We start from the raw sequence: 23,504 nt of genomic DNA on the forward strand, positions 1-23,504 counted from the left end.
GCGACGGCGACGAAGCCTGATTCGAATTGAAAACGGTCTTCGTCGTATGCGTCGCGATCACTGGCTATGCCCCTTCCCTGAATGCTTCTGGATGCCGCCGGTTGGTCTTGACCGGCCGCGCCACAGGAATTTTTTCACTGCCCGGAATGCTTGCGGCGCCGTGCTCGGAGAGCGGGGCGCCGCTGATTTATGCACTCGGTTATCCACACAGTTATACACAGCCAACACAAGATATGGTGTGAAACCGAATTTCTGGCACCAAGTATAGTGGAGATTCGAGACAGGTCAAATCGTTTTATTTGCTTTGAATGGGTTGACTTTTGGATAGCGCGGCGCGGCGCACTTCCTCGGAGAACAAGGCTGTGCCTTGCTCTCCTCGCATCACGCAAGGTCGCGCAAAGAGGCGTTACGAGTTCGCGGAAAACTTGAGATAGGGGAAATACTGAGCGTCGAGCGCGGTGTCGCGCTGCAGACGTTGCCACTCGAAATGCGGACCTGGATCGGTCTTGCGACCCGGGGCGATGTCCGAGTGACCGGCGAGCGCCTCGACCGGATAGCGGGCCTTCAGCGCGCTCACGAGAGCGCCGAGCGTGCGGTATTGCGCCGCCTCGAAAGCAGCGGTGTCACTGCCCTCCAGCTCGATACCGATCGAGAAATCATTGCAGCGCTCGCGGCCGAAAAAATTCGACGGCCCCGCGTGCCACGCGCGCTCGTTGCAAGAAACGAATTGCTCGAGCGCGCCGTCGCGATGAATCACGAAATGCGCCGAGACCCGCACGCCGCGCAGATGAGTGTCGTAGTACGGGTGCGCGTCGCAGTCGAGCGTGTTGAGGAACAGCTCCGCGATCGCCGTGCCGCCGAACTCGTTCGGCGGCAGGCTGATGTTGTGAACGACGATCAGCGTCGGCACGGCGCCGTCGGGGCGCGCTTCGAAATTCGGCGAACGGAGTTGACTGGCGGCGGCGACCCAACCGTCGGCATCGACGGTGAACGCGCCGCTCATCGAGCGTCGCGGCCCGACGGACGCGCGCTGTGCCGCTGCGCGTGCGCGGCGCTGCAGAACGGCTGCCCCGCCACCACCACGGAATCGCTCTTCGGCGCATGCACGCCGCACTCGACGCAGCGGATCATCGGCTCGGCGAGTTGCGGCCGCGCTTGCGCTTGACCCGCCGGACGGGCGGCGCCATTGGCACCGGCTTGCTGGCCTGGCGCACCGTTCGCTCCCGCGCCGGCGCCGCCGGTGCGCTGCGTGGTTTGCGCATCATGACGACGCAGCGCCTTAACCAGCCATTGGCCGACGACGAACAACAGGATCAGCAGAAATATTTGTCGCATGGAATACGCTCACACTACAGCACGGTGCAACAGCACCTCGAAGACGAAACGGCTGCCGACGTACGCCAGCAACAGCGCGACGAACGACGCCAGCACCCAGCGCAGGGCCGCGCGACCGCGCCAACCCGACACCTTGCGCGCGGTCAGCAGCGCGCCGAACATCACCCACGAAAGAATCGCGAACACGGTCTTGTGATCGAGCCGCAATGCACGGTCGACCAGTTGCTCGCTAAACAGAATGCCCGACAGCAAGGTCAGCGTGAGCAGCACAAAACCCGCGCCGATCAGACGGAACAACAGCTTTTCCAACGTCAGAAGCGGCGGCAGCGTGTCGAGCCAACTCGACAGCCAGCCGTTGCCGGCCGCGGCCGCATGCCGCTGCGCGACGCCGCCGCCGCGCATGGCGTGCAAACGCCGCTCGACCAGCAGCATCAGAATGGCGTGCAGCGCCGCGATCGCAAACAGACCATACGCGATGTTGGCGATCAGGAAGTGCAGCTTGAACAACGGCGCGGCCGAATACGGCAGCACGCGCACGCCGCCGAACGCCAACGGCATCAGCGAAGCGACGCAGGCGAGCGGCAACACCAGCAGACGCAGCCCGTCGAGCGGAAAGAAAAAACTCTCTATCCAGTAGATGCCGGCGCCGAGCCAGAACATGGCCGACAGCGCGAACGCGAAGCCGAACACCATTGCGTTCTGCGGGAAGATGGTGGTGTGCAGCAGCACGCCGTGCGCGGCCAGCGCCACGCCAAGCAGCGCGCGGCCAGCCGAGCTCATGCCCGAGGCGGCCGGCGCGCTGGCCGCGGCGGGCACCGGCGGCACGCTCTCGAGCATGGGGCGCACGGCGGCGTGCCGGTGCGAGCGCCAGCCGGCCACGGCTAAACCGCCGTAGAGGAGCGCAGTGAGGGCATACAGTACAATATCCATATTCGAAGTTTACACTAGGCCCCTACTCCGCGACGTCTTCCACTTCGCGCGCTGCCCGGGCCGCACTGTTCATCGCTCCCCATGCTCGACAATCTGACTCAACGGATGGCGCGCGTCGTCAAGACGCTGCGCGGCGAAGCCCGGCTCACCGAGGCGAACACCCAGGAAATGCTGCGCGAGGTTCGCCTGGCGCTGCTCGAGGCCGACGTGGCGCTGCCCGTCGTGCGCGAGTTCATCGCCAAGGTGAAGGAGAAGGCGCTCGGCGAAGAAGTCATCAGCAGCCTGTCGCCGGGTCAGGCGCTCGTCGGCGTGGTGCAGCGCGAGCTGACCGCGATCATCGGCGGCGACTACGAAGGCAAGGCGGTCGAACTCAACCTCGCCGTCACGCCGCCGGCCATCATCCTGATGGCGGGTCTGCAGGGCGCGGGTAAGACCACCACGGTCGGCAAGCTCGCCAAGCTGCTGCGCGAAATGTACAAGAAGAAGGTCCTCACCGTTTCGTGCGACGTCTACCGTCCCGCTGCTATCGCGCAGTTGAAGATGGTGACCGAGCAGGTCGGCGCGGACTTCTTCCCGTCGGAACCCGATCAGAAGCCGGTCGACATTGCGCGCGCCGCGGTGGACTGGGCCAAGCGTCACTACCATGACGTGCTGCTCGTCGACACGGCCGGCCGTCTCGGTATCGACGAAGTGATGATGGCGGAAATCACCGCGCTGCACACCGAACTGAAACCGGCGGAAACGCTGTTCGTGGTCGACGCGATGCTGGGCCAGGACGCGGTCAACACCGCCAAAGCTTTTAGCGACGCATTGCCGCTCACCGGCGTGGTGCTCACCAAGCTCGACGGCGACTCGCGCGGTGGCGCGGCGCTGTCCGTGCGTCATGTGACCGGCAAGCCGATCAAGTTCGTCGGCGTCGCCGAAAAGCTCGACGGCCTCGAAGTGTTCTACCCGGATCGCATGGCGAACCGGATTCTCGGCATGGGCGACATTCTCGCCCTCGTCGAAGAAGCGCAGAAAGGCGTGGACGTCCAGGCCGCGCAGAAGCTCGCCGACAAGGTCAAGAAAGGCGGCGACTTCGACCTCAACGATTTCCGCGCGCAGCTCACGCAAATGAAGAGCATGGGCGGCCTGTCGTCGCTGATGGACAAGCTGCCCGCGCAATTCCAGCAGGCTGCGGCCGGCGCCAACATGGGCATGGCCGAATCGCAGATGCGTCGCATGGAAGGCATCATCAATTCGATGACGCCGCTCGAGCGCGCCAAGCCGGATCTCATCAAGGCCACCCGCAAGCGGCGCATTGCCGCGGGCGCGGGCGTGCAGGTGCAGGAAGTCAACCGCATGCTGAATCAGTACGACCAGATGCGCACCATGATGAAGAAGCTCAAGGGCGGCAATCTGCAGAAGATGATGCGCGGCATGAAGGGCATGTTGCCCGGCATGCGCTAAGCTTGTTCAAGATGGCGGGCGCGTGCTTTTCGCGCGCGAACGTCGGAAAGCGCTGGCTTCCGATTTGTGCGGGTTTATTCTGTACCGCGCGCCGCCGATCTCACCCACACTATGTATACAGTTATTGCCCGTCAGACGTCATGAACCGCGAAGAAGCCCTGCATATTTTTAGCCACTCCGAAGAAATCGTTTCGGCCAACGACGTCAACGCGTCGATCAGCGGCATGGCGGACGCCATCCGCAGCGAGATGAGCGAGGACTTCCCGCTCGTGCTGTCGGTCATGGGCGGCGCGGCGGTGTTCACCGGCATGCTGCTGCCGCACCTCGATTTTCCGCTCGAGTTCGACTACATCCACCTGACCCGCTACCGCAACACCACCAAGGGCGGCAACGAGATGCAGTGGCGCGTCGCGCCGGCCGAGTCGGTGAAGGATCGCGTGGTGCTGGTGCTCGACGACATTCTCGACGAAGGCGAGACGATGGCCGCGATCCGCGACCGCATTCTCGCGATGGGCGCGAAGCGTTTCCTGAGCGCGGTGCTTTGCGAGAAGATCATTCCGAAAGCTAAACCGCTGCGCCCGGATTACTGCGGGTTCGAAGTGCCGGACCGCTATGTGTTCGGCTGCGGGATGGACGCGAAAGGTTACTGGCGCAACCTGCCGACCATTCGTGCGCTGACCGAAGGGGCTTGAGACTCCAGTTCCTGCGACTACGCCGTGATCACGCGGCGTACCGGCGAAAGAAAAGCGACCCGCGGGTCGCTTTTTTGTTGGTCGCTGCTTGTCGAATCGAGTGGACTTGAATGGCACCGGGCGTCAAAGCTGATGCACGAACGACCGGATGCCGCCCAACATCATCTCGACCGAAATCGCCACCAGCACCAAACCCATCAGGCGTTCGAACGCCATCATCGCGCGCTCGCCGAGCCAGGCCTGAATGCGCTCGGCCAGCATCAGCACGATCGCGCAGACGATCATCGTGACAGTCAGCGCGCCGATCCACTCAAACATCTTGCCCGGCGCCTGCGACGTCAGCAGCATCACCGTGGCCAACGCCGACGGACCCGCCAGCGCCGGAATCGCGAGCGGCACGATCAGCGGCTCGCCGCCGCGCGTGTCGCCGCCGAACGGTCCGTCCGGATGCGGAAACACCATTCTGAGCGCAATCAGGAACAACACGATGCCGCCGCCGATCCGCAACGACTGATCGGTCAGGCTCATCATGCGCAGAAAACCCTGCCCGACCACCATGAAGACCAGCAGGATCGCAAACGCGATCGCCACTTCACGGAGAATCACGACCGTGCGCCGCTGCGGCGACACTCCGCGTAGACAACTAATAAAGAGCGGAATGTTGCCGAGCGGATCGGTGATCAGAATCAGCAGGATAGTCGCGGACAGGAAGGTGTACTCCACCGTCCGCTCCGCTTAGCTCGCCAACGCGGCGCGAATCTTCCCGATCACCGTTTGCGCGGCGTCTTCGACCGGCAGCAGCGTCGCTTCGGCGTCGCGGCGGCCCTGATATTCGAGCTTGCCTTCTTTCAGGCCACGGTCGCCGATCACCAGACGATGCGGCACGCCGATCAGCTCCCAGTCGGCGAACATCACGCCCGGGCGCTCGCCACGGTCGTCGAGAATCACGTCGATACCCGCTTCGACGAGTGCCGCGTACAGCTTGTCGGCCTGCTCGCGCACGGCGTCGCTGCGGTCATAGCCCATCGGGCACAGCACGACTTCGAACGGCGCGATCGATTCCGGCCAGATGATGCCCTTGTCGTCGAAATTCTGTTCGATCGCCGCGCCCAGGATACGCGTCACGCCAATACCGTAGCAGCCCATTTCCATCGGCTGCGGCTTGCCGTTTTCGTCGAGGCAGGTCGCGTTCATGGCTTCCGAATACTTCTTGCCGAGCTGGAACACGTGGCCCACTTCGATCCCGCGGCAGATGTCGATCACGCCCTTGCCGTCCGGCGACGGATCGCCCTTCTTCACGTTGCGAATATCGGCGACGACCGGCTCCGGCAGATCGCGGCCCCAGTTCACACCGGCGATGTGGAAATCCACCTCGTTCGCGCCGACGACGAAGTCGCTCATGTTCGCGACGGTGCGATCCGCGACGACCTTGACCGGCTTCTTCGTGTTGATCGGACCGAGGTAGCCGGGCGGCGTGCCGAAGGTCTCGACGATTTCAGCCTCGGTTGCCATGCGGAATTCAGCCAGACCCGGCAGCTTGCTCGCCTTGATTTCGTTCAGGTCGTGATCGCCGCGCAGCATCAGCAACCAGATGGTCGGCTCGGCGCCTTCGTTTTCGGTCGCGAGAATGATCGACTTGATGGTGCGCTCGAGCGGAATGTTCAGCAGTTCGGCGACGGCCTCGCACTTCGCCTTGCCCGGCGTGGCGGTTTTCGTCAGCGCTTCAGCAGGTGCCGCGCGTTCCGCGTACAGCGGCAACGCTTCGGCCGCTTCGACGTTCGCCGCGAACTCGGAGGTCGGGCAATAAGCGATCGCGTCTTCACCTGTGTCGGCGATCACGTGGAATTCGTGCGAACCGCTGCCGCCGATCGAACCGTTGTCCGCCGCCACCGCGCGGAAGTCCAGACCGAGACGCGTGAAGATGCGCACGTACGCGTCGTACATCTTGCGATACGACTCGCGCAGACCTTCGGCGTCTTTGTCGAACGAGTACGCGTCTTTCATGATGAATTCGCGACCACGCATCACGCCGAAACGCGGACGGATCTCGTCGCGGAACTTCGTCTGGATCTGGTAGAAATTCACCGGCAACTGACGGTAGCTCTTGATCTGATTACGCGCGATGTCCGTGACCACTTCTTCGTGGGTCGGTCCGATCACGAAATCGGTTTGCTTGCGGTCTTTGAAACGGAGCAGCTCGGGGCCGTATTTTTCCCAGCGGCCCGATTCCTGCCACAACTCGGCCGGTTGCACGGCCGGCATCAGCAGTTCGATCCCGCCGGCCCGGTTCATTTCTTCACGCACGATGGCTTCCACCTTGCGGATCGAACGCAGGCCGACCGGCAGGTAGTTATAAATACCGCCGGCCACGCGACGGATCATGCCGGCGCGCACCATGAGCTTGTGGCTGACGATCTCGGCGTCGGCGGGCGCTTCTTTCAGCGTGCCGATAAAGAAACGGGAAGCTTTCATTCAGATTTTCCAAAAGCGGCGGCTCCGGAAGGACCGCCCGAAAGGTGAAAACGGTAGGGAATCGACACAGACACGGCGCTCTGTCAGCCCGGTTCGCCCGACGCCTGGCACAGCGCCGCGTGCTCACGCCTAAGGCGCCTCGACACGCTTTCGCACGCCGCCGAAGCTGCCGCGCAAAGCCTTCACACACGGGATAAGGCACGGAAAGACTGACAGGCTACCGCAAACGCGGGGCCTTTTGCGGCGAATCGTTCCAATCTGGTGCGAATCGGTGCGTCGGGTCCGTTATCTGTTTATAATCAAAGCAATTTTAAAGGATTCGAAGGTGGTTGTATGCTGGATCGTGAAGGCTTTCGCCCGAACGTCGGCATCATCCTCTTGAACGCGCACAACGAGGTGTTTTGGGGCAAACGGCTCCGTGAACATTCCTGGCAGTTTCCGCAAGGGGGCATCAAGTACGGAGAGACCCCCGTGCAAGCGATGTATCGGGAGTTACACGAAGAAACCGGGCTGCTTCCTGAGCACGTCAAGGTGATCGGCCGCACGCGCGACTGGTTGCGTTACGAGGTGCCTGACAAGTTCATCAAGCGCGAAGTACGCGGTCATTACCGCGGCCAGAAACAAATCTGGTTTTTGCTCCGGATGGTTGGACGCGATTGCGACATCTGCTTGCGCGCCACCGACCACCCTGAGTTCGATGCGTGGCGCTGGAACGAGTACTGGGTGCCCCTCGACTGTGTGATCGAGTTCAAGCGGGATGTGTATCAGTTGGCGCTGACGGAGCTATCCCGCTTCATGCGCCGGGCTGTGCCGCGTGCGGAAAAACCTGTCGGGCACCACGTGCCGCGTTATCCCCGGATAGCGTCGTCAATGGAGAGTCCGCCGGATTCCACGATAATGACGGTGACCTCCGTGACCACGGTGACATCTGTCAGCATCGAAACATCGGTTCACACCACGATCGCGTCCGATTGCGGTTCGGGTTCCGGATCGGAGCCCGAGTTGGGCGCCGCGCCGGAGCATGAGGACGAGGGCGAATCCGCTCGCGAAACCGCCGGCTCGCTATTCCGCCCGGGCGCGCGCAATTAACAACGCTGTGCGGCTGTCCTGGCCGCCTCAACCGGCGCGGCTCACTGAGCCGCGCCGGTGTTTCGAGGAAATCATATTGAAAGCACTTGCTCTCGTCGTGGCGTGCGTCGCCACCGGCGCCCTGCTGGCTGGTTGCTCGAGCGCCGGCAAACCCACGAATAAAGACGACAGCGCGTTCGTCTACCTGCTGGACCGCCAGGGTAGCTGGGTCGAAAACAAGGTGGACACGTTGCCGCCGCTGCCGCAAGACGCGAATCTGCTGCCGTTCGCAGTTTCGGGCAATACCCCGCTGCAGTTCGCGGTCGACAAGAATTCGCTCACTGTCGGTACCGACGGTGTGGTTCGCCTTACCGTCGTCGTGACGAGCCCGAGCGGCGCACGTAATGTGATCTATGAAGGCATTCGCTGCGACACGTACGAATGGCGCCAGTACGCAGGCCTGAATGCGGATCATGACGGTTGGGACACCACGGTCGCGAACAATTTCACGCGTATTGAAGATGGTGCGCTGAACGCGTATCAGTCGGCGCTGTATCAGGATTATCTGTGCGCGAGCAAGATGCCTACGGGCAACGCTCAGCGGATTCTTGAGAATATCCGCTACAAGCGCACTGCGGCCTCGTTGATCCGTTAAGGGTGAGTTGTTCCTGAGCAAGTTGTTCGAAGTCGCAACGGGTCGTGGATGTGAAAAAAGCCGTTTCAGCTTGTGCTGAAACGGCTTTTTTGTGTGCGCTGTGCGGCTGGCTCCGGATCTGCTGCGAACCGGCGCTAGGCTCAGACCAGGACCAGATTGTCGCGATGAATCAGCTCGGGCTCGAGCATGTAGCCGAGCACGGATTCGATCTCGCCACTCGGGCGACGCTGAATCAGCTTGGTTTCCGCGCTGCTGTAGTTCGTCAAACCACGCGCCACTTCTCGCCCCGCAGCGCTCAGGCAAGCAATCACCTCGCCGCGCGCGAACGCGCCCTGCACACCGACGATGCCGATCGGCAGCAAGCTCTTGCCACCTTCGGTCAGCTTTTCGACCGCGCCGTCGTCGATTACGACATGGCCGCGCACTTGCAGGTGGTCCGCCATCCATTGCTTGCGGGCCGCCATGCGCGCCGTGCGTGCGATCAACTGCGTGCCGATCGCTTCGCCCGACGCCAGCCGCGACAGCACGTCCGCCTCGCGCCCGCTCGCGATCACCGTATTGGCGCCGCTGTGAGCCGCGCGCTTGGCGGCGAGAATCTTGGTCAGCATGCCGCCGCGCCCCAGGCTGGAGCCGGCGCCGCCAGCCATCGCCTCAAGTTCCAGCGCACCGGCATCGGCCTGCTGCACGAGCGTGGCGTTCGGATCCTTGCGCGGGTCTGCGGTGAAGAGCCCTTGCTGATCGGTGAGAATGATGAGCGCGTCGCCCTCGATCAGATTCGCGACCAAGGCACCGAGCGTGTCGTTGTCGCCGAACTTGATTTCGTCGGTGACGACCGTGTCGTTCTCGTTGATGATCGGCACCACGCCAAGACGCAACAGCGTCAACAACGTGGAACGCGCGTTCAGATAGCGCTCGCGATCGGCCAGGTCGGCGTGTGTCAGCAGAATCTGCGCGGTCTGGATCGAATGCTCGGCAAAGCGGCTTTCGTAGACCTGCGCGAGCCCCATCTGACCGACGGCCGCGGCCGCCTGCAATTCGTCGATTTCGCGCGGACGTTTGGTCCAGCCGAGCCGCTGCATACCTTCGGCAATCGCGCCGGAACTAACCAGCACGACCTCTTTGCCTTGCGCGCGCAGAGCCGCGATTTGCGCCGCCCAGCGGCCGATCGCCGCATGGTCGAGGCCGCGCCCGTCATTCGTGACGAGGCTCGAACCAACTTTCACTACCAATCGCCGTGAATCTGCGATGACGGAACGCATTGTGCGCAGTCTCCAAATTGACGCGTGATGCAAGCCGGCAGCCCATCCAGGCGCGCCGGCGCTCGTGCTTTCTTATTCTTGCGGGTCGACGCTGGATTCGTCCGCGACGGGCGGCGCGGCCGGCTTTTCGCGGAAACGCACGTCGGCGGCGAGATCTTCGGCTTCGGCCGCACGCTGCGCGTCCGAGTGCGAGGCGATGTGGTCGAACACCGCGTAGCAAAGGTTCTCGCAACCCTGACCGGTCAGCGCCGAGATTTCGAACACTGGGCCGTCCCAACCGAAGCCTTCGAGGAACGCCGAAACGCGCGCTTCGCGTTCGTCTTCGGGCACCATGTCGAGCTTGTTGAGGACCAGCCAGCGCTTCTTCTCATACAGCAGCTCGTCGTATTTGCGCAGCTCGTTGACGATCGCCTTGGCTTCCGCGACCGGGTCGACCGCTTCGTCGAACGGTGCGAGGTCGACGATATGCAGCAACAAGCCGGTGCGCTGCAGGTGACGCAGGAACTGGTGACCAAGGCCGGCGCCTTCCGCTGCACCTTCAATCAGACCGGGAATGTCCGCGATCACGAAGCTGCGGCTCGGACCGACGCGCACTACGCCAAGGTTCGGCGCGAGCGTGGTGAACGGGTAGTCGGCGATCTTCGGCCGCGCGTTCGACACCGACGAAATAAAGGTCGACTTGCCGGCGTTCGGCATGCCGAGCAGACCGACGTCAGCCAGCACCTTCAGTTCGAGACGCACCATGCGGCGCTCGCCCGGCTTGCCGTCGGTCTTCTGACGCGGTGCGCGGTTGGTACTGGATTTGAAATGCAGGTTACCGAGACCGCCCGCACCGCCCTGCGCGATTTGCACGCTCTGGTTGTGCTCGGTCAGATCGGCGATCAACTCGCCGGTTTCCATGTCGGAAATGGTCGTGCCGACCGGCATGCGCAGCGTGATGTCGTCGCCGCCCTTGCCGTAGCAGTCGGCGCCACGACCGTTTTCGCCGTTGCGCGCCAGGTGTTTTTTCGCGTAGCGGTAGTCGATCAGCGTGTTGATATTGCGGTCCGCGACCGCAACCACGCTGCCGCCCCGGCCGCCGTCGCCGCCATCCGGGCCGCCGAACGGAACGAATTTCTCGCGGCGCATCGACGCGCTGCCATCCCCTCCGTCGCCGGCGATGACTTCAATCCTCGCTTCGTCAATGAACTTCATGCGTAACTCCGTCCCGTGGTGTGCTGCCAGATGGTGCTGCTAGATTTAATGCTACTGGATGTACTCGATGCTGCTATTTTGCCGCGCCAGCCGGGTGCCGATCAATCGGCCGAACGGCATAGGACTGACGGCATGAGCGGCGCGTTCACGCCCATTCGTCCGGCAAAAGCCGCCGGAATAAAAAAAGCCCCGCTAACTTCGCGGGGCCTTTTACCGGTCCTGAAGCCCGTGCCTGAGTAAGCTCAGACTGCTGCCGGGACGACGTTGACCATGTGCTTCTTCGCTGCGCCTTTCGTCGAAAAATTGACGTGGCCGTCCGTCAGCGCGAACAAGGTGTGATCCTTGCCGATACCGACGTTTTCGCCCGGGTGCATGCGCGTACCACGTTGACGAACAATGATGCCGCCAGCGTTGATAGCCTGACCGCCGTAAACCTTCACGCCGAGGCGCTTCGATTCGGAGTCGCGGCCGTTGCGGGATGATCCGCCTGCCTTTTTGTGTGCCATTTGATTTGCTCCTTAACCGTTGCGCTTACGCGTTGATCGCGTCGATGCGCAGTTCGGTATAGTTCTGGCGGTGGCCGCCATGCTTCTGGTAGTGCTTCCGGCGACGCATCTTGAAGATGGTCACTTTCTTGTGACGACCTTGCGACACGACGGTAGCCTTGACGGAAGCCCCACTGACCAGCGGCGTACCGAACTTAATCGATTCGCCTTCGCCCACTGCGAGAACCTGGTCGAGCGTGATTTCAGCGTCAATGTCTGCCGGTATCTGTTCTACTTTAAGTTTTTCGCCGACGGCAACTTTATACTGCTTGCCACCGGTTTTTATGACCGCGTACATTGAGAACCTCACTCTGTGTTCATTTTTTCCACGCACCGCGCGCGGAAACCCGTGATTATACATAGAGTTAGCTACGCGGTCAAAACTCATTGAGAGATACCGTGCAAGGTGCGCAGCGCCTCGCGGCCGCGCCCCAGCGCACGGCCCCGTCGCTGCCGAACGCGCCGCACGGCAGCCCGCGACACGGAACTGCCGCGATTCGCCTTATAATTCGCGGCACTACCCAATTCAGCCATCATGTCGTCGACTGCCACCCCCTCCTCCAACGCCGCCAGCCTGCTCGCTCCGATCGCCGAAGACATGCAGCAGGTCAATCGCGTCATCAGGCACCGTCTAGCGTCGGACGTGATGCTGATCAATCAGATCTCCGAGTACATCATTAGTGCCGGCGGCAAGCGGCTGCGGCCCGCGCTGCTTTTGCTGGTGGCCGGTGCGCTGGGTGAAACCACGGGGCACCGGCATGAACTGGCGGCGGTCGTCGAGTTCATCCACACCGCCACGCTGCTGCACGATGACGTTGTAGACGAATCCGATCTGCGGCGCGGTCGCCAGACTGCCAACGCGCTGTTCGGCAACGCCGCGAGCGTGCTGGTCGGCGATTTCCTCTACTCGCGCTCGTTCCAGATGATGGTTGGCGTCGGCAAGATGCGGGTCATGGAGATTCTGTCGGAGGCGACCAACATCATCTCCGAAGGCGAAGTGCTGCAGTTGCTGAACATGCATGATGCGGACGTGGACGAAGCCCGCTACATGCAGGTGATCCGCTACAAAACGGCCAAGCTGTTCGAGGCGGCCGCCCAGCTCGGCGCCGTGCTCGCCGGCTCAGACGCGAAAACTGAAGCCGCCGCTGCGGAGTTCGGCCGGCGCATCGGCACCGCGTTCCAGATCATGGACGACTGGCTCGACTACACAGGCACGGCCGAATCAATGGGCAAGAATGCCGGCGACGATCTGCGCGAGGGCAAACCGACCCTCCCGCTGATCTATCTGATCGAACGCGGCACGCCAGAACAATCTGCGCTCGCCCGGGAAGCGATCGAGCAAGGCGGCACCGCCCGGTTCGACACGATTTTCGAAGCCATCACGCGCTCCGGCGCGCTGGACCACACGCTGGACTGTGCGAAGCAGGAAGCTCAGGCCGCCGCAGCAGCAATTTCTTCATTTCCCGATTCCATTTTCAAAGATAGCCTGCTAGAATTATGTTCTTACTCGACGGCAAGACAGTCTTGAACGAGACTGAAACACCATAAGAGTCCAGCAGTACAAAATCGGGGTGTAGCTTAGCCTGGTAGAGCGCTACGTTCGGGACGTAGAGGCCGGAGGTTCGAATCCTCTCACCCCGACCAGATTTGCCTTGATGTTGAAGGCTCGAAAAACCGCCCAGCTTGCTCGGCGGTTTTTTGTTTTGGGTCGGCGGTTTGTCGAATCGTCCAGTGGACGCTGTTTGAACCGCTCCACCAACATCGCCGGCAGCGCCCCCGTTGCAATGTAGGCGCGCCGCACTCGATCGGCATCCGCCAGACACCGGCGGATCTCGCTATCCCGCACGCGACGATGCGTCGCGCACTCTGCCGCCGGGTCACTCACAACGTCCACCAGAATCAGTCGTGGCAGCCGGCTTCGGTGCCGTGCTGCGCCGCACGCGAAATAACGGCGCGCGTCTCTGCAATAAGCAAACGCAATCCGATCAATATCAGTGCCGCGTGATTGTTAATCTCGGCCGCGCGCTCTCGCCTCATCTTAATAATAGGAATAAATTCAAGTCATTAAAAGATAGACGAACAAGCTTGCGCGATGAATAAACCTGGAATAATATTGACTCGAACCAAACGCTTGCCCGATATATTTCGGCATGCCAATCAAACCCAACTAACAGCTAGTCACGAAGGGCCCGCACCGTCGTTGGTTCGGCACGCCCGTAGCGCCTGGCTTTTGGCAATCCGTGAGCGGAGTTTGGTTGAGTCAACCCACGTTAATACCAGGAGACTCAGGCCGTCCGAAAAAATCACCTGATTATCCGAGAAATTCTTATTAGCAGTCGCGCGAATTAAGACTCGCGCTCAATTGGTTTCACTGGAACAAAATCCGCCTGTTATTTAGTCAATGCATTCCATCAACTTCGCTCCCGTCTATCCGGTTAGCCCCATCAGTTTCGAGCACCCTTGTGGCGCCGATCTGGAATATGACGCTGAATTCATCGCGTTGCAGCAAGTCGCAACCGGCCGTCGCGAACAACAATTCGGCGACACGCTGATTCCAGCCGTCGCACCGGACTGGCGGCAAGTGGCGGCGTTGGCGATCGCGTTGCTCGACAGATCGATCGACTTGCGCCTCTTCGCACTGTTGACGCTAGCCTGGACCGCCATTGACGGTCTGGAAGGCTACGCGAAGGGCATCTCGCTCGCCGCAGACGCGCTCGATCAATTCTGGGAGCCCATTCATCCTCAGCTCCAGGCAGCCGGAGAATTCGATCCACTTCCGCGGCTCAACGCATTAGCCGCGTTCACGGATCGCGAGGCCCTCGGACACGCGGTCCGCAGCGCCACGTTGCTGCACTGGCGGCTGGGCCCGCTGTCGCTGCGGGACGCGGCGGCCATTCTCGAAGGAAGACCGGCTTCAGCCGCGAATATGGGTTCGTCGTCGAACGCCGACCTGCAAGCGGAGTTGCGCTCGGTGCTACACGGCGCCCCCGAAGAACTCGCCATTGCGCGGCAAGTGCTCCACGCCATTGAACGCATCTCAGCGCACATCTCGATGAATCTGGACTACGCGTGGGGGTCGGATTCAAGCGCTGTCGAACATCCACTGACCGTGGTTTTGCAGGCAGCGCAGAAACCCGGGAGCGCGAACCTGTCGTCGATCACCGATCATCCCGAGTTCCAACGCGGGCCGAATACCCGAACCGAACACGGTGAAGAGACGCACTGGCGCCGGGAGTCTGTCCAGGAAGAACGGTTCACCCAGCCGTCCGTTAAAACCGGGCAGGTTCAGCAATTCGATCCGGCGTCGGCATCGCTATCAGCGCGGCCCGTTGCCGGCGTCCTCGGACCGCCCAGCAGCCCCATCGCGCTCGGTTCACGCCAGGACGCCATGCTCGCGCTCGAAAGCGTATGCCGTTATCTGGAGCGCACGGAGCCGGGCCATCCCGCGCCTCTGCTGGTACGTCGCGCACAGCGGCTGATGCACATGAACTTCCGCGAAATCGTGCGCGACATGCTGCCCGGCGCATTGCCGCAAATCGAGGCCCTCGCGGGCGAGCCCCAGCAACCAGCGGCTAGTTCCGGCAACTGATCCAACCCACGAGCTGCGAGCAGCCGAAACCCATAGGGAGCGCAAGTCAACATGATCCATTCGAACGCATCGAAAGCAAAAGCAACCGGGCAGAAATTCATCGCGCGAAATCGGGCGCCGCGCGTGCAGATCGAATACGACGTCGAGGTGTACGGCAGCGAGCGCAAAGTGGAAATCCCATTCGTGATGGGTGTCATCGCCGATCTTGCCGGCAAATCCGCCCGCCCTCTACCTGGTTTCGAGGTGCGCAAATTCATGGAAATCGACGTCGACAATTTCGACGAACGGCTCAAGTCGGTCCAGCCTCGGGTGGCGCTTCAAGTGTCGAACGACATTGCCGGCCAAGGCATGCTCGCCGCCGAGCTCACCTTCGAATGCATGGCAGATTTCTCGCCCGCCAGGATCGCGCACCAGGTGCCCGCGCTCGACCAGTTGCTGCAGGCGCGCTCGCAATTGTCGAACCTGCTGTCTTATATGGACGGCAAAAGCGGCGCGGAAGCCTTGCTCACCGAGGCATTGAAGAACCCAGCGTTGCTGAAAGCGCTTGCCGGTACATCGGTCCCTCTCGAAACAAAAAATGCGACCTAGACACCGCCATTGAGACCGCTGACAAAGATAGGCACGACCACCGTGCATGACATCGACTCAAGGATCGCTTTCGGAGATCACCATGACTCTCGCACAGTCCATCACCCAGCAATCAGCCAGCCCGACGTTCACGGCTGAACATTTTTCAGCCGCACTGATGCGGGAATTCAATCCGCGCACCGAGCAAACGCAGCAGGCCATTGACGGCGCGGTCAGAACGCTCGCTTTGCAGGCGCTGGAAAACGCGGTCGTTATGTCGGACGACGCGTATCAGACGATCCAGACGGTGATTGCCGAAATCGATCGCAAGCTGTCACAGCAGATCAACTCGATCATTCATCACCCCGATTTCCAGCAGTTGGAATCGGCGTGGCGCGGACTGCACTATCTGGTCAACCACAGCGAAACGGACGAATTGCTGAAGATCCGCTGCATGCCGATCAGCAAGACGGAACTGAGCCGTATGCTGAAACGGCACAAGGGCGTCGCGTGGGATCAGAGTCCACTGTTCAAGAAGGTCTACGAGGAAGAATACGGCCAGTTCGGCGGCGAACCGCTCGGCTGCCTGGTCGGTGACTACTACTTCGACCACAGCCCGCCTGATGTCGAAACCCTCGGCGAAATTGCCAGGATCGCCGCCGCCGCGCACTGCCCGTTCATTACCGGCGCCTCGCCCGCGGTCATGCAAATGGCGTCGTGGCAGGAGTTGTCGAATCCGCGCGACCTCAGCAAGATTTTTCAGAACAGCGAATACGCCGCGTGGCGCCATTTGCGTGAGTCGGACGACTCGCGCTATCTCGGCCTGACCATGCCGCGTTTTCTCGCGCGCCTGCCGTATGGCGCACGCGAGAATCCTGTCGATGCTTTCGATTTCGAGGAAGACACGGAAGGCGCCAATCACGAGCGCTACACGTGGATCAACTCCGCGTACGCGATGGCGTTCAACGTCAATCGCTCGTTCAAGTATTACGGCTGGTGCACGTCGATTCGCGGCGTCGAATCGGGCGGCACGGTGCAGGATCTGCCCACCCACACATTTCCCACCGACGACGGCGGCGTCGACATCAAGTGTCCGACTGAAATCGCCATTAGCGATCGGCGCGAGGCGGAACTCGCTAAAAACGGCTTCATGCCGTTCGTGCATCGCAAGAACTCCAATAGCGCAACGTTCATCGGTGCGCAATCGCTGCAACGGCCAGCCGAATATCACGACGCCACCGCCACCGACAACGCGCAACTGGCCGCGCGTCTGCCCTATCTGTTCGCGTGCTGCCGCTTTGCTCACTATCTAAAGTGCATCGTGCGCGACAAGATCGGTTCATTCAGGGAACGCGGCGACATGGAAGCGTGGCTGAACAACTGGATCATGAATTACGTAGACGGCGACCCGGTCAACTCGTCGCAGGACACCAAGGCAAGAAAACCACTGGCGGCGGCCCAAATCGTGGTTGAGGACCTGGACGACAACCCCGGCTACTACCGCGCCAAATTTTTCTTGCGTCCGCACTATCAACTCGAAGGCCTCACCGTGTCATTGCGGCTGGTGTCGAAGTTGCCGGCGCTGAAAGACAGCGCGACATCAGCGCAACGGCTCTAAACATCAAGTCATCAGTTTCGCTTCATTGAACAGGGAACGGAAAAATGTCAGTGGATATGTACATGCGGGTAGACGGCGTCACCGGCGAATCGAAAGACGCCAACCATAAAGGGTGGATCGACATCCAGTCCTATTCGTGGGGCGCGGCGCAGCCCGGCAATATGGCGACGGGAAGTGGCGGCGGCATCGGCAAAGCCAGTTTCCAGGATCTGGAGGTCGAAACCTTCATGGATAAAGCCGCGCCGGCGATCCTCAAGTACTGCGCCAACGGCAGGCATTTGCCACAGGTCGAAGTCTCGGTGTGCAAAGCGGGCGGGGCACAGATCGAGTATCTGCGAATCACACTCTCCGAGGTTCTGGTCACGTCCGTCCTGCAGGGCGCCGCGAGAACGTCCGAGGCGGTGCAGGTGACTTACGCATTCCAGGCAGCCAAGGTGAGGAAACAATATTGGGAGCAGACCGACCAGGGCAATCGCGGCGGCGAAAGCGTGCTCGCCTGGGACGTCAAGCAGAACCGCGAGGTTTAAGCCAGCCTTCCTTCTTCAGCGAGTTGTACGGGCAAACCAACGCGATTGCCCGCATGGCTCACCTGCCAGCGAGACTATCTGTGAACGAGCCTTCTTTCTTGCGCGAGCCGTGGGATTCCGCGGCGCCGCGCCGTGGACCGCGTATCGACGTTCAGCCCATGCTGCTGGATCGCCTGACCGCGCACCGTTCGCCCGTATGGAACGAGTCGGGCGAACGCCACGTGCCGCCGCATACGGCGTCGCGCACGGCATTGCGCGAATCGATTCTGCGCGATCTTGGCTGGCTCATGAACAGTGTCCCGCTTGACGTGACGGATAACCTCGACGCCTATCCGCACGTACGCCGCTCGGTGATCAATTTCGGCATGAACGCGTTGGCCGGCTCGTGTTTGCCGGCCAACGGTTGGACTCACATCGAAGGCGCGATTCGCGAAGCGATCACGCAGTTCGAGCCACGCATTCTGGCCGACAGCATCGAGGTGCGATGCGTCGCCGGATCAAACGCGGATCGACACGGCCACACGCTGCCGCTGGAGATCAGCGGACAGTTGTGGGCGGCCGGCGCGCCGCAAGCGTTTGTGCTGCGTTCGCAAATCGATCTCGAGAACGGCCGCGTCATCTTGCACTCGCCAGGTATCGCGTAATGGACGCACGCCTGCTCGACTACTACAACCGCGAACTCGCCTACCTGCGCGAACTCGGCGCCGAGTTCGCGGAAGCGTTTCCGAACACCGCCGGCCATCTCGGCATGCACAGCACGTCCGTGCCGGACCCGTATGTCGAGCGGCTACTGGAAGGTTTCAGCTTTCTGACCGCGCGCATCCAGTTGAAGATGGATGCCGAATTTCCGCGCTTTTCGCAGCGGCTGCTGGATGTCGTCTACCCGAACTACCTGGCGCCGTTGCCGTCGATGGCGATCGTCGCCGTGCAGCCCAATCTGCGCGAAGGCAGCCTGAATGAGGGCTACACGTTGCCGGCCGGTACACCGCTGCGCGCTCATCTCAGCCAGGGGGAACAGACCGCCTGCGACTTTCGCACGGCTCACGCGCTGACGCTTTGGCCGCTACGCGTGACGGAGGTCAGGCTGCGCGGCGTGCCAACCGAATTACCGCTGTCACGACTCAACGTTCAAGGCGAAGTACGCGCCGCGTTGCACGTACGGCTCGAAGTCAGCGGCGCCGACAGCGTGACCCAATTGCCGCTCGACGCCTTGACACTTTTCCTCAGTGGCGCGGAAAACCAGGCGTTGCCTTTGCTGGAACTGCTGCTCGCACATTCCGTCGGCGTGGTCTGCAGTGACGGCGCGCAGACCGCAAACCGTTGCTCGCTGCTCGACAGCGAAGCCCTCCATCACGAAGGATTCGACGCGGCCCAGGCGCTGTTGCCCTACGGTTCGCGCTCGTTCCACGGCTATCGGCTCCTGCACGAGTACTTCGCGTTCCCGGCGCGCTTCCTGTTTTTCAGCATCAGGCATCTGCGCCCCGCGCTGCGCAAGATTGAAGGCACGACGTTTTCGCTGACCATCCTGCTTGACAAGACCGCGCCCGAACTCGAGCGCTCGGTCGACATCCGCAGTCTTGCGCTGTTCTGCACGCCGGTCATCAATCTGTTTCCGAAACGCACGGATCGCATCGCGATCACGCTGCAACGCCACGAACATCATTTGGTGGTGGACCGTACGAGGCCGCTCGACCATGAGATCCATACCGTCGAGAAAGTGACCGGGCATCGGCAGTCCTCCGGCAGTCACTGTGAGTTCCGGGCGTTCTACGGCACGTTTTCCGCCGACGCGCCCGGCGGCCACGGCCGCTATTTCTCGGTCCGTCGCGAACCTCGCCTCGGCAAAGCCGCGCGCGGCCAAGGGCACGGCAACGCACCGGCCGCTTATAGCGGCAGCGAAGTGTTCCTCTCGTTGGTCGACCAGAACGACGCCCCGTTTTCCGACGATCTGCGCCAGTTGTCGGTGGAAGCGCTCTGCACCAATCGCGACCTCGCGCCACTGATTCCGCTCGCCGGCAACAGCGATTTCAGTTTGCGTATTTCCGCGCCCGTCAGCGCTATCAAGGTGCTGCGCGGACCGACGCCGCCGCGCCCGGCGCTTGCCGATAGCGACATCACCTGGCGCCTGATCAGCCACCTCGGCCTCAACTATCTGACGCTGACCGATCTCGACGGCGATCAAGGCGCGCAAGTGCTGCGCGAGTTGCTCGAACTTTATGCGGGCGCCGCGCAAGCCAACGTGATGCCGCAGATTCAGGGGCTGCGCAGCGTTCAGGTTCAGCCCGTCTACCGTCAGTTGCCGCAGCCGGGGCCGCTGATGTTCGGACGCGGCGTAGCCGTTTCGCTAATGCTCGACGAACTCGCTTTTTCCGGCGCCAGTCCCTATCTGTTCGGCGCGGTGCTGGAGCAATTCTTCGCCCGCCATGTGTCGCTGAACAGCTTCAGCGAACTCGCCGTGGCAACGCTGCAGCGCGGCGAGATCAACCGGTGGGCGCCGCGTGTCGGCTGCCGCCCGATCGCATGAACGGCGCCGCCCATCCGTCGCTGCCGACCTTCTGGCAGCAGGTCGCAAACGCGCCGCACGCATACGACCTCTACGCGCTGTTGCGCTGGCTCGACGCCCGCTCCGGTATGCCGGCGCGCCTCGGACACGCGATTCATCCGGGCGACGAGCCACTACGCATCGGCCAGCAACCGTCTCTCGTATTTGCGCCCGCCACGCTGGCGAGCGCGACGCCGGCGATTGAAGGCGCGCCGCCGCGCGTGTCGATCTTCGGCTTCGGCCTGTTCGGCCCCAACGGTCCGCTGCCGCTTCATTTGACCGAATACGCGCGCGACCGGGCGCGCAATCACGACGACTCCGCGTTGACCGCGTTCGCCGATCTGTTTCATCACCGGTTGACGCTGCTGTTCTATCGCGCATGGGCCGACGCACAAGCTACCGTGAGCCTCGACCGTGGCGCGGGCGCGCGCTTCGACGCGTATGTCGCGAGCCTGATTCATCTGGGCTTGCCGTCGCAGACTCCCCACGGTGGCCTGCCCGCTCACGCTTGCCATTTCATGGCCGGCCATCTGGTGCGGCAAACCCGCAATCCGGCGGGACTGCAGCAGATCCTGCAAGCGTATCTCGGCGTGCCGGTGGCGATCGTCGAGTTCGTACCGAGCTGGATACCGGTCGACGCGTCACAACGCACCCAACTGCGTGGCAGCGCGGCGACCCGCAAGCTCGGCAGCGGCGCGCTGCTCGGCGTCGCGGTGCGCGACGTGCAGTCGAAGTTCGAGCTCAGGGTCGGCCCGTTATCGCACGCGCAGTTTTTAGCGCTCTTGCCGCGCACGCCGCGCGCGCGTCAGGTCGCGCAGTGGGTGCGTCTGTACGGCGGCGTCGAATGGGCGTGGGACCTGCGGCTGGTTCTGGCCGCCGACCAGGTGAGCGGCGCCACGTTGGGCGGTAACAGCCCGAACAACCCGCCATTGGGCTGGGGTAGTTGGCTCGGCACCCGCACTGGCGCTACCTCCAACGCCGATGCCACCACCGTCGACGCCGACGATTTCGTCTACCAACCCGAACTATACGAACAGGAAACCGCCACTGCCTGAGCAGCCCCGAAGCCGCACTCACTAACCCTCACGTCCGTCACGCCCGTCGCGCCCGCACGCCCGTCACGCAGGAAACTTGTCATGAACCACATCGTCACCGCACACACGCCGCTCGATCCGGCCATGCTCGCGTTCCGTTCGTTGACCGGCACGGAAATGCTGTCGTCGCTGTACGAGTTTCAGGTGGAACTGGTGAGCCCTTCCGCCTCGCTCGATATGAACGCGCTGCTCGGCAAGCCGCTCTCGCTGGATATCGTCACGAGCTCCGGCGCGCTGCGCCATCTCGGCGGCCAGATCGCGCGCTGTGCATTCAGCGGCCGTGAAACCAGTACGGCGCGCAGCTATGTCTACACGGTTACGCTGCGTCCGTGGCTCTGGTATCTCACGCAGAGCACGGATTGCCGGATTTTCCAGAACCTGTCGGTCGTGGAGATTCTGCGGCAGGTGTTCGACAAATACCGTTTCCAGGTCGACGAACGTCTGCTGACCGCGTATCGCAGTTGGGACTACTGCGTGCAGTACGAGGAGAGCGATTTTGCGTTCGTCAGCAGGCTGATGGAGCAGGAAGGCATCTACTACTTTTTCCGTCACGAAGCGGACCAGCAGGTGCTGGTGCTGGCCGACGACCTCAGCGCGCACGATCCGCTGCCAGGCCATGCGGCGCTGCCCTGGCTCGCCGCCGACCATCTCGCGCTGCCCACCGAAGAAGGCGTCGACGCCTGGCATCCGGCGGTCGAACTGAGCCCCGGCGCCTACACCGTCGACGACTACGACTTCCGCAAACCGCAAGCCGATCTGTCGCAGGTGCGCGCCAGGCCGTTGAGCGCCGAGCACGGCGAATACGCGAAATACCAATGGCGAGGCGGCTATATCGAAGCCGATCAGGGCGAACACTATGCACGTGTACGCCTCGAAGCGGAACAGGCCGCGCACGCACGCGTTCAGGCGCATACGCGTTTGCGTGCGATCGCGCCGGGCTACCTGTTCACGTTGCAAGGCTGTCCGCGGCAGGTGGAAAACCGCGCTTGCCTGATAGTCGGCGTGAGCTATCGACTGCAGGAAGGCGGCTACGCAACCGGCAGCAGCAAAGCCCGCTTCGAATTCGATTTCATCGCGCAACCCGCGTCGCTGCCCTATCGCGCGCCGAGCGTGACGGGCGTGCCAAGGGCGACCGGTCCGCAAACCGCCGTAGTGGTCGGACCAGCCGGCCACGAACTTTGGACCGATCAATACGGCCGCGTGAAATTGCAGTTTCGCTGGGACCGCTACGGCACGCGCGACGAAAACAGTTCGTGCTGGGTGCGCGTGTCGAGCGCATGGGGCGGCGCCCAATTCGGCGGCATTCACGTGCCGCGAATCGGTCAGGAGGTCGTGGTCGATTTTCTGAACGGCGAACTCGACCGGCCGCTCGTCACCGGCCGCGTCTACAACGCCGATCAGATGCCGCCTTTCAGCCTGCCGGAAGCCGCGACGCAAAGCGGCTTCGTCACGCGCACACCCGGCGGCACCCGCGCGAACGCCAACATGCTGAGTTTCGAAGACAAGCGTGGGGTGGAAAAGATCAGCCTGCACGCGGAGCGCGACTACGCGCTGTCGGTGGAAAACGACGCGACGCACGATGTCGGCGGCGACAAAACCGAATCGGTCGCGAACAATACGTCGACCTCAGTCGGCGGCAGTTCATCCGTCTCGGTCAAGGGCGATTCGACCTCGATCACGCTCGGTACGTCCCGCTCGTTTACGGCGCACCAGATCAGTGTGCTCGGCACCGGCGTCAGCATGACCGGCGCGAGCGCGGGCGTGACCGGTTCGGCCATGTCCGCAAACGGTTCGTGGGTCGGGGCGAATGGCTCGAGCGTCACCACGACGGGAACGTCGGTTTCCTCCACCGGTTCATCGGTTTCCGCGACCGGCTCTTCGGTCAGCAGCACCGGGTCGAGTGTCAGTGCGACCGGCGTGTCGTATAGCACCGTCGGCCTGTCGGTCACGTTCTGACGTCGGCCATCC

Annotated in this window: 22 protein-coding genes and 1 tRNA gene; 14 read left to right on the plus strand and 9 right to left on the minus strand. The window is 62.3% G+C overall.

The annotated features are described in order from the left end of the window. Positions 1-406: 406 nt before the first annotated feature. From ampD to FA94_RS08040, 3 genes are read right to left on the minus strand one after another with little or no spacing between them, the layout of a single operon-like run. Positions 407-1,003, minus strand: a complete 597-nt coding sequence (gene ampD, locus FA94_RS08030; RefSeq protein ID WP_035548741.1) for a 1,6-anhydro-N-acetylmuramyl-L-alanine amidase AmpD — start codon at positions 1,001-1,003, stop codon at positions 407-409. Then, entirely contained in the window at positions 1,000-1,335 is a 336-nt protein-coding gene (locus FA94_RS08035) for a PP0621 family protein (protein ID WP_035548744.1), read from the minus strand. Before FA94_RS08035 ends, ampD begins: the two co-directional genes overlap by 4 nt. A 9-nt stretch (positions 1,336-1,344) precedes the next feature. Next, a complete protein-coding gene (locus FA94_RS08040; protein WP_035548747.1) occupies positions 1,345-2,265 on the minus strand; it encodes a cytochrome C assembly family protein in 921 nt (306 codons plus the stop codon). An 81-nt stretch (positions 2,266-2,346) separates the two neighbouring features. Here FA94_RS08040 and ffh point away from each other — a divergent pair, with 81 nt between their 5' ends. Beyond that, positions 2,347-3,714, plus strand: coding sequence for a signal recognition particle protein (gene ffh, locus FA94_RS08045; protein WP_035548750.1), 1,368 nt, complete (start codon positions 2,347-2,349; stop codon positions 3,712-3,714). 140 nt (positions 3,715-3,854) lie between these two features. Beyond that, entirely contained in the window at positions 3,855-4,406 is a 552-nt protein-coding gene (locus FA94_RS08050; protein ID WP_035548752.1) for a hypoxanthine-guanine phosphoribosyltransferase, read from the plus strand. 123 nt (positions 4,407-4,529) lie between these two features. Here FA94_RS08050 and FA94_RS08055 read toward each other — a convergent pair whose 3' ends face one another. Together FA94_RS08055 and FA94_RS08060 are read right to left on the minus strand one after the other, a co-directional pair. Then, on the minus strand, positions 4,530-5,129 hold the full coding sequence (locus FA94_RS08055) for a MarC family protein (RefSeq protein WP_035548754.1): 600 nt from the start codon (positions 5,127-5,129) through the stop codon (positions 4,530-4,532). A 12-nt stretch (positions 5,130-5,141) separates the two neighbouring features. Beyond that, positions 5,142-6,878, minus strand: coding sequence for a proline--tRNA ligase (locus FA94_RS08060; protein ID WP_035548756.1), 1,737 nt, complete (start codon positions 6,876-6,878; stop codon positions 5,142-5,144). Positions 6,879-7,211: 333 nt separating this feature from the next. Between FA94_RS08060 and FA94_RS08065 the strand changes: the two genes are divergently transcribed. Together FA94_RS08065 and FA94_RS08070 are read left to right on the plus strand one after the other, a co-directional pair. Then, positions 7,212-7,967, plus strand: coding sequence for an RNA pyrophosphohydrolase (locus FA94_RS08065; protein WP_035548758.1), 756 nt, complete (start codon positions 7,212-7,214; stop codon positions 7,965-7,967). A 76-nt stretch (positions 7,968-8,043) separates the two neighbouring features. Continuing rightward, on the plus strand, positions 8,044-8,601 hold the full coding sequence (locus tag FA94_RS08070) for a CNP1-like family protein (RefSeq protein WP_035548761.1): 558 nt from the start codon (positions 8,044-8,046) through the stop codon (positions 8,599-8,601). Between the two features lie 140 nt (positions 8,602-8,741). Here FA94_RS08070 and proB read toward each other — a convergent pair whose 3' ends face one another. The 4 genes from proB to rplU all read right to left on the minus strand — a co-directional run bounded on the left by proB (position 8,742) and on the right by rplU (position 11,897). After that, on the minus strand, positions 8,742-9,860 hold the full coding sequence (proB, locus tag FA94_RS08075) for a glutamate 5-kinase (RefSeq protein ID WP_035548763.1): 1,119 nt from the start codon (positions 9,858-9,860) through the stop codon (positions 8,742-8,744). 72 nt (positions 9,861-9,932) lie between these two features. Next, positions 9,933-11,054: an Obg family GTPase CgtA gene (gene cgtA / locus FA94_RS08080; RefSeq protein ID WP_035548766.1), complete on the minus strand. Its 1,122-nt coding sequence runs from the start codon at positions 11,052-11,054 to the stop codon at positions 9,933-9,935. A 242-nt stretch (positions 11,055-11,296) separates the two neighbouring features. After that, on the minus strand, positions 11,297-11,560 hold the full coding sequence (rpmA, locus tag FA94_RS08085) for a 50S ribosomal protein L27 (protein WP_007180330.1): 264 nt from the start codon (positions 11,558-11,560) through the stop codon (positions 11,297-11,299). A gap of 25 nt (positions 11,561-11,585) precedes the next feature. Further along, a complete protein-coding gene (gene rplU, locus FA94_RS08090; protein ID WP_007747161.1) occupies positions 11,586-11,897 on the minus strand; it encodes a 50S ribosomal protein L21 in 312 nt (103 codons plus the stop codon). 237 nt (positions 11,898-12,134) lie between these two features. Between rplU and FA94_RS08095 the strand changes: the two genes are divergently transcribed. From FA94_RS08095 to FA94_RS08140, 10 genes are all read left to right on the plus strand, one after another. Continuing rightward, positions 12,135-13,127 carry a polyprenyl synthetase family protein gene (locus FA94_RS08095; RefSeq protein ID WP_035548769.1) on the plus strand — a complete coding sequence of 331 codons (993 nt, stop codon included), beginning with the start codon at positions 12,135-12,137 and terminating at the stop codon, positions 13,125-13,127. 39 nt (positions 13,128-13,166) lie between these two features. Then, positions 13,167-13,243 (plus strand) — tRNA-Pro (locus tag FA94_RS08100). A 757-nt stretch (positions 13,244-14,000) separates the two neighbouring features. Next, entirely contained in the window at positions 14,001-15,188 is a 1,188-nt protein-coding gene (gene tssA, locus FA94_RS08105; RefSeq protein ID WP_035548771.1) for a type VI secretion system protein TssA, read from the plus strand. Between the two features lie 51 nt (positions 15,189-15,239). Then, entirely contained in the window at positions 15,240-15,776 is a 537-nt protein-coding gene (gene tssB / locus FA94_RS08110) for a type VI secretion system contractile sheath small subunit (protein WP_051980413.1), read from the plus strand. A gap of 82 nt (positions 15,777-15,858) precedes the next feature. Continuing rightward, entirely contained in the window at positions 15,859-17,373 is a 1,515-nt protein-coding gene (tssC, locus tag FA94_RS08115; protein WP_035548773.1) for a type VI secretion system contractile sheath large subunit, read from the plus strand. A gap of 44 nt (positions 17,374-17,417) precedes the next feature. Then, a complete protein-coding gene (locus FA94_RS08120) occupies positions 17,418-17,900 on the plus strand; it encodes an Hcp family type VI secretion system effector (RefSeq protein ID WP_035548776.1) in 483 nt (160 codons plus the stop codon). A gap of 80 nt (positions 17,901-17,980) precedes the next feature. Beyond that, positions 17,981-18,544: a type VI secretion system baseplate subunit TssE gene (tssE, locus tag FA94_RS08125; protein WP_176061387.1), complete on the plus strand. Its 564-nt coding sequence runs from the start codon at positions 17,981-17,983 to the stop codon at positions 18,542-18,544. Continuing rightward, positions 18,544-20,424 (plus strand): type VI secretion system baseplate subunit TssF, encoded by a 1,881-nt coding sequence (gene tssF / locus FA94_RS08130; RefSeq protein ID WP_035548781.1) that lies wholly within the window; start codon positions 18,544-18,546, stop codon positions 20,422-20,424. The genes tssE and tssF overlap by 1 nt, the downstream gene beginning before the upstream one ends. Beyond that, the gene (tssG, locus tag FA94_RS08135) at positions 20,421-21,497 is read left to right on the plus strand and encodes a type VI secretion system baseplate subunit TssG (RefSeq protein WP_081935811.1); all 1,077 of its coding nucleotides are present in this window, start codon (positions 20,421-20,423) and stop codon (positions 21,495-21,497) included. The genes tssF and tssG overlap by 4 nt, the downstream gene beginning before the upstream one ends. Positions 21,498-21,578: 81 nt before the next feature. Further along, complete coding sequence (locus FA94_RS08140; RefSeq protein WP_051980416.1) at positions 21,579-23,492, plus strand: type VI secretion system Vgr family protein; 1,914 nt, start codon at positions 21,579-21,581, stop codon at positions 23,490-23,492. Positions 23,493-23,504: the final 12 nt, after the last annotated feature.

The organism is Burkholderia sp. 9120, from assembly GCF_000745015.1.
Taxonomy (GTDB): domain Bacteria; phylum Pseudomonadota; class Gammaproteobacteria; order Burkholderiales; family Burkholderiaceae; genus Paraburkholderia.

Bases quoted from the DNA above. Each gene is read 5' to 3' on its own strand.
- ampD (WP_035548741.1), bottom strand. From the start codon at position 1,003: ATGAGCGGCGCGTTCACCGTCGATGCCGACGGTTGGGTCGCCGCCGCC.
- FA94_RS08035 (WP_035548744.1), bottom strand. From the start codon at position 1,335: ATGCGACAAATATTTCTGCTGATCCTGTTGTTCGTCGTCGGCCAATGG.
- FA94_RS08040 (WP_035548747.1), bottom strand. From the start codon at position 2,265: ATGGATATTGTACTGTATGCCCTCACTGCGCTCCTCTACGGCGGTTTA.
- ffh (WP_035548750.1), top strand. From the start codon at position 2,347: ATGCTCGACAATCTGACTCAACGGATGGCGCGCGTCGTCAAGACGCTG.
- FA94_RS08050 (WP_035548752.1), top strand. From the start codon at position 3,855: ATGAACCGCGAAGAAGCCCTGCATATTTTTAGCCACTCCGAAGAAATC.
- FA94_RS08060 (WP_035548756.1), bottom strand. From the start codon at position 6,878: ATGAAAGCTTCCCGTTTCTTTATCGGCACGCTGAAAGAAGCGCCCGCC.
- FA94_RS08065 (WP_035548758.1), top strand. From the start codon at position 7,212: ATGCTGGATCGTGAAGGCTTTCGCCCGAACGTCGGCATCATCCTCTTG.
- proB (WP_035548763.1), bottom strand. From the start codon at position 9,860: ATGCGTTCCGTCATCGCAGATTCACGGCGATTGGTAGTGAAAGTTGGT.
- cgtA (WP_035548766.1), bottom strand. From the start codon at position 11,054: ATGAAGTTCATTGACGAAGCGAGGATTGAAGTCATCGCCGGCGACGGA.
- rpmA (WP_007180330.1), bottom strand. From the start codon at position 11,560: ATGGCACACAAAAAGGCAGGCGGATCATCCCGCAACGGCCGCGACTCC.
- rplU (WP_007747161.1), bottom strand. From the start codon at position 11,897: ATGTACGCGGTCATAAAAACCGGTGGCAAGCAGTATAAAGTTGCCGTC.
- FA94_RS08095 (WP_035548769.1), top strand. From the start codon at position 12,135: ATGTCGTCGACTGCCACCCCCTCCTCCAACGCCGCCAGCCTGCTCGCT.
- tssA (WP_035548771.1), top strand. From the start codon at position 14,001: ATGCATTCCATCAACTTCGCTCCCGTCTATCCGGTTAGCCCCATCAGT.
- tssB (WP_051980413.1), top strand. From the start codon at position 15,240: ATGATCCATTCGAACGCATCGAAAGCAAAAGCAACCGGGCAGAAATTC.
- tssC (WP_035548773.1), top strand. From the start codon at position 15,859: ATGACTCTCGCACAGTCCATCACCCAGCAATCAGCCAGCCCGACGTTC.
- FA94_RS08120 (WP_035548776.1), top strand. From the start codon at position 17,418: ATGTCAGTGGATATGTACATGCGGGTAGACGGCGTCACCGGCGAATCG.
- tssF (WP_035548781.1), top strand. From the start codon at position 18,544: ATGGACGCACGCCTGCTCGACTACTACAACCGCGAACTCGCCTACCTG.
- tssG (WP_081935811.1), top strand. From the start codon at position 20,421: ATGAACGGCGCCGCCCATCCGTCGCTGCCGACCTTCTGGCAGCAGGTC.
- FA94_RS08140 (WP_051980416.1), top strand. From the start codon at position 21,579: ATGAACCACATCGTCACCGCACACACGCCGCTCGATCCGGCCATGCTC.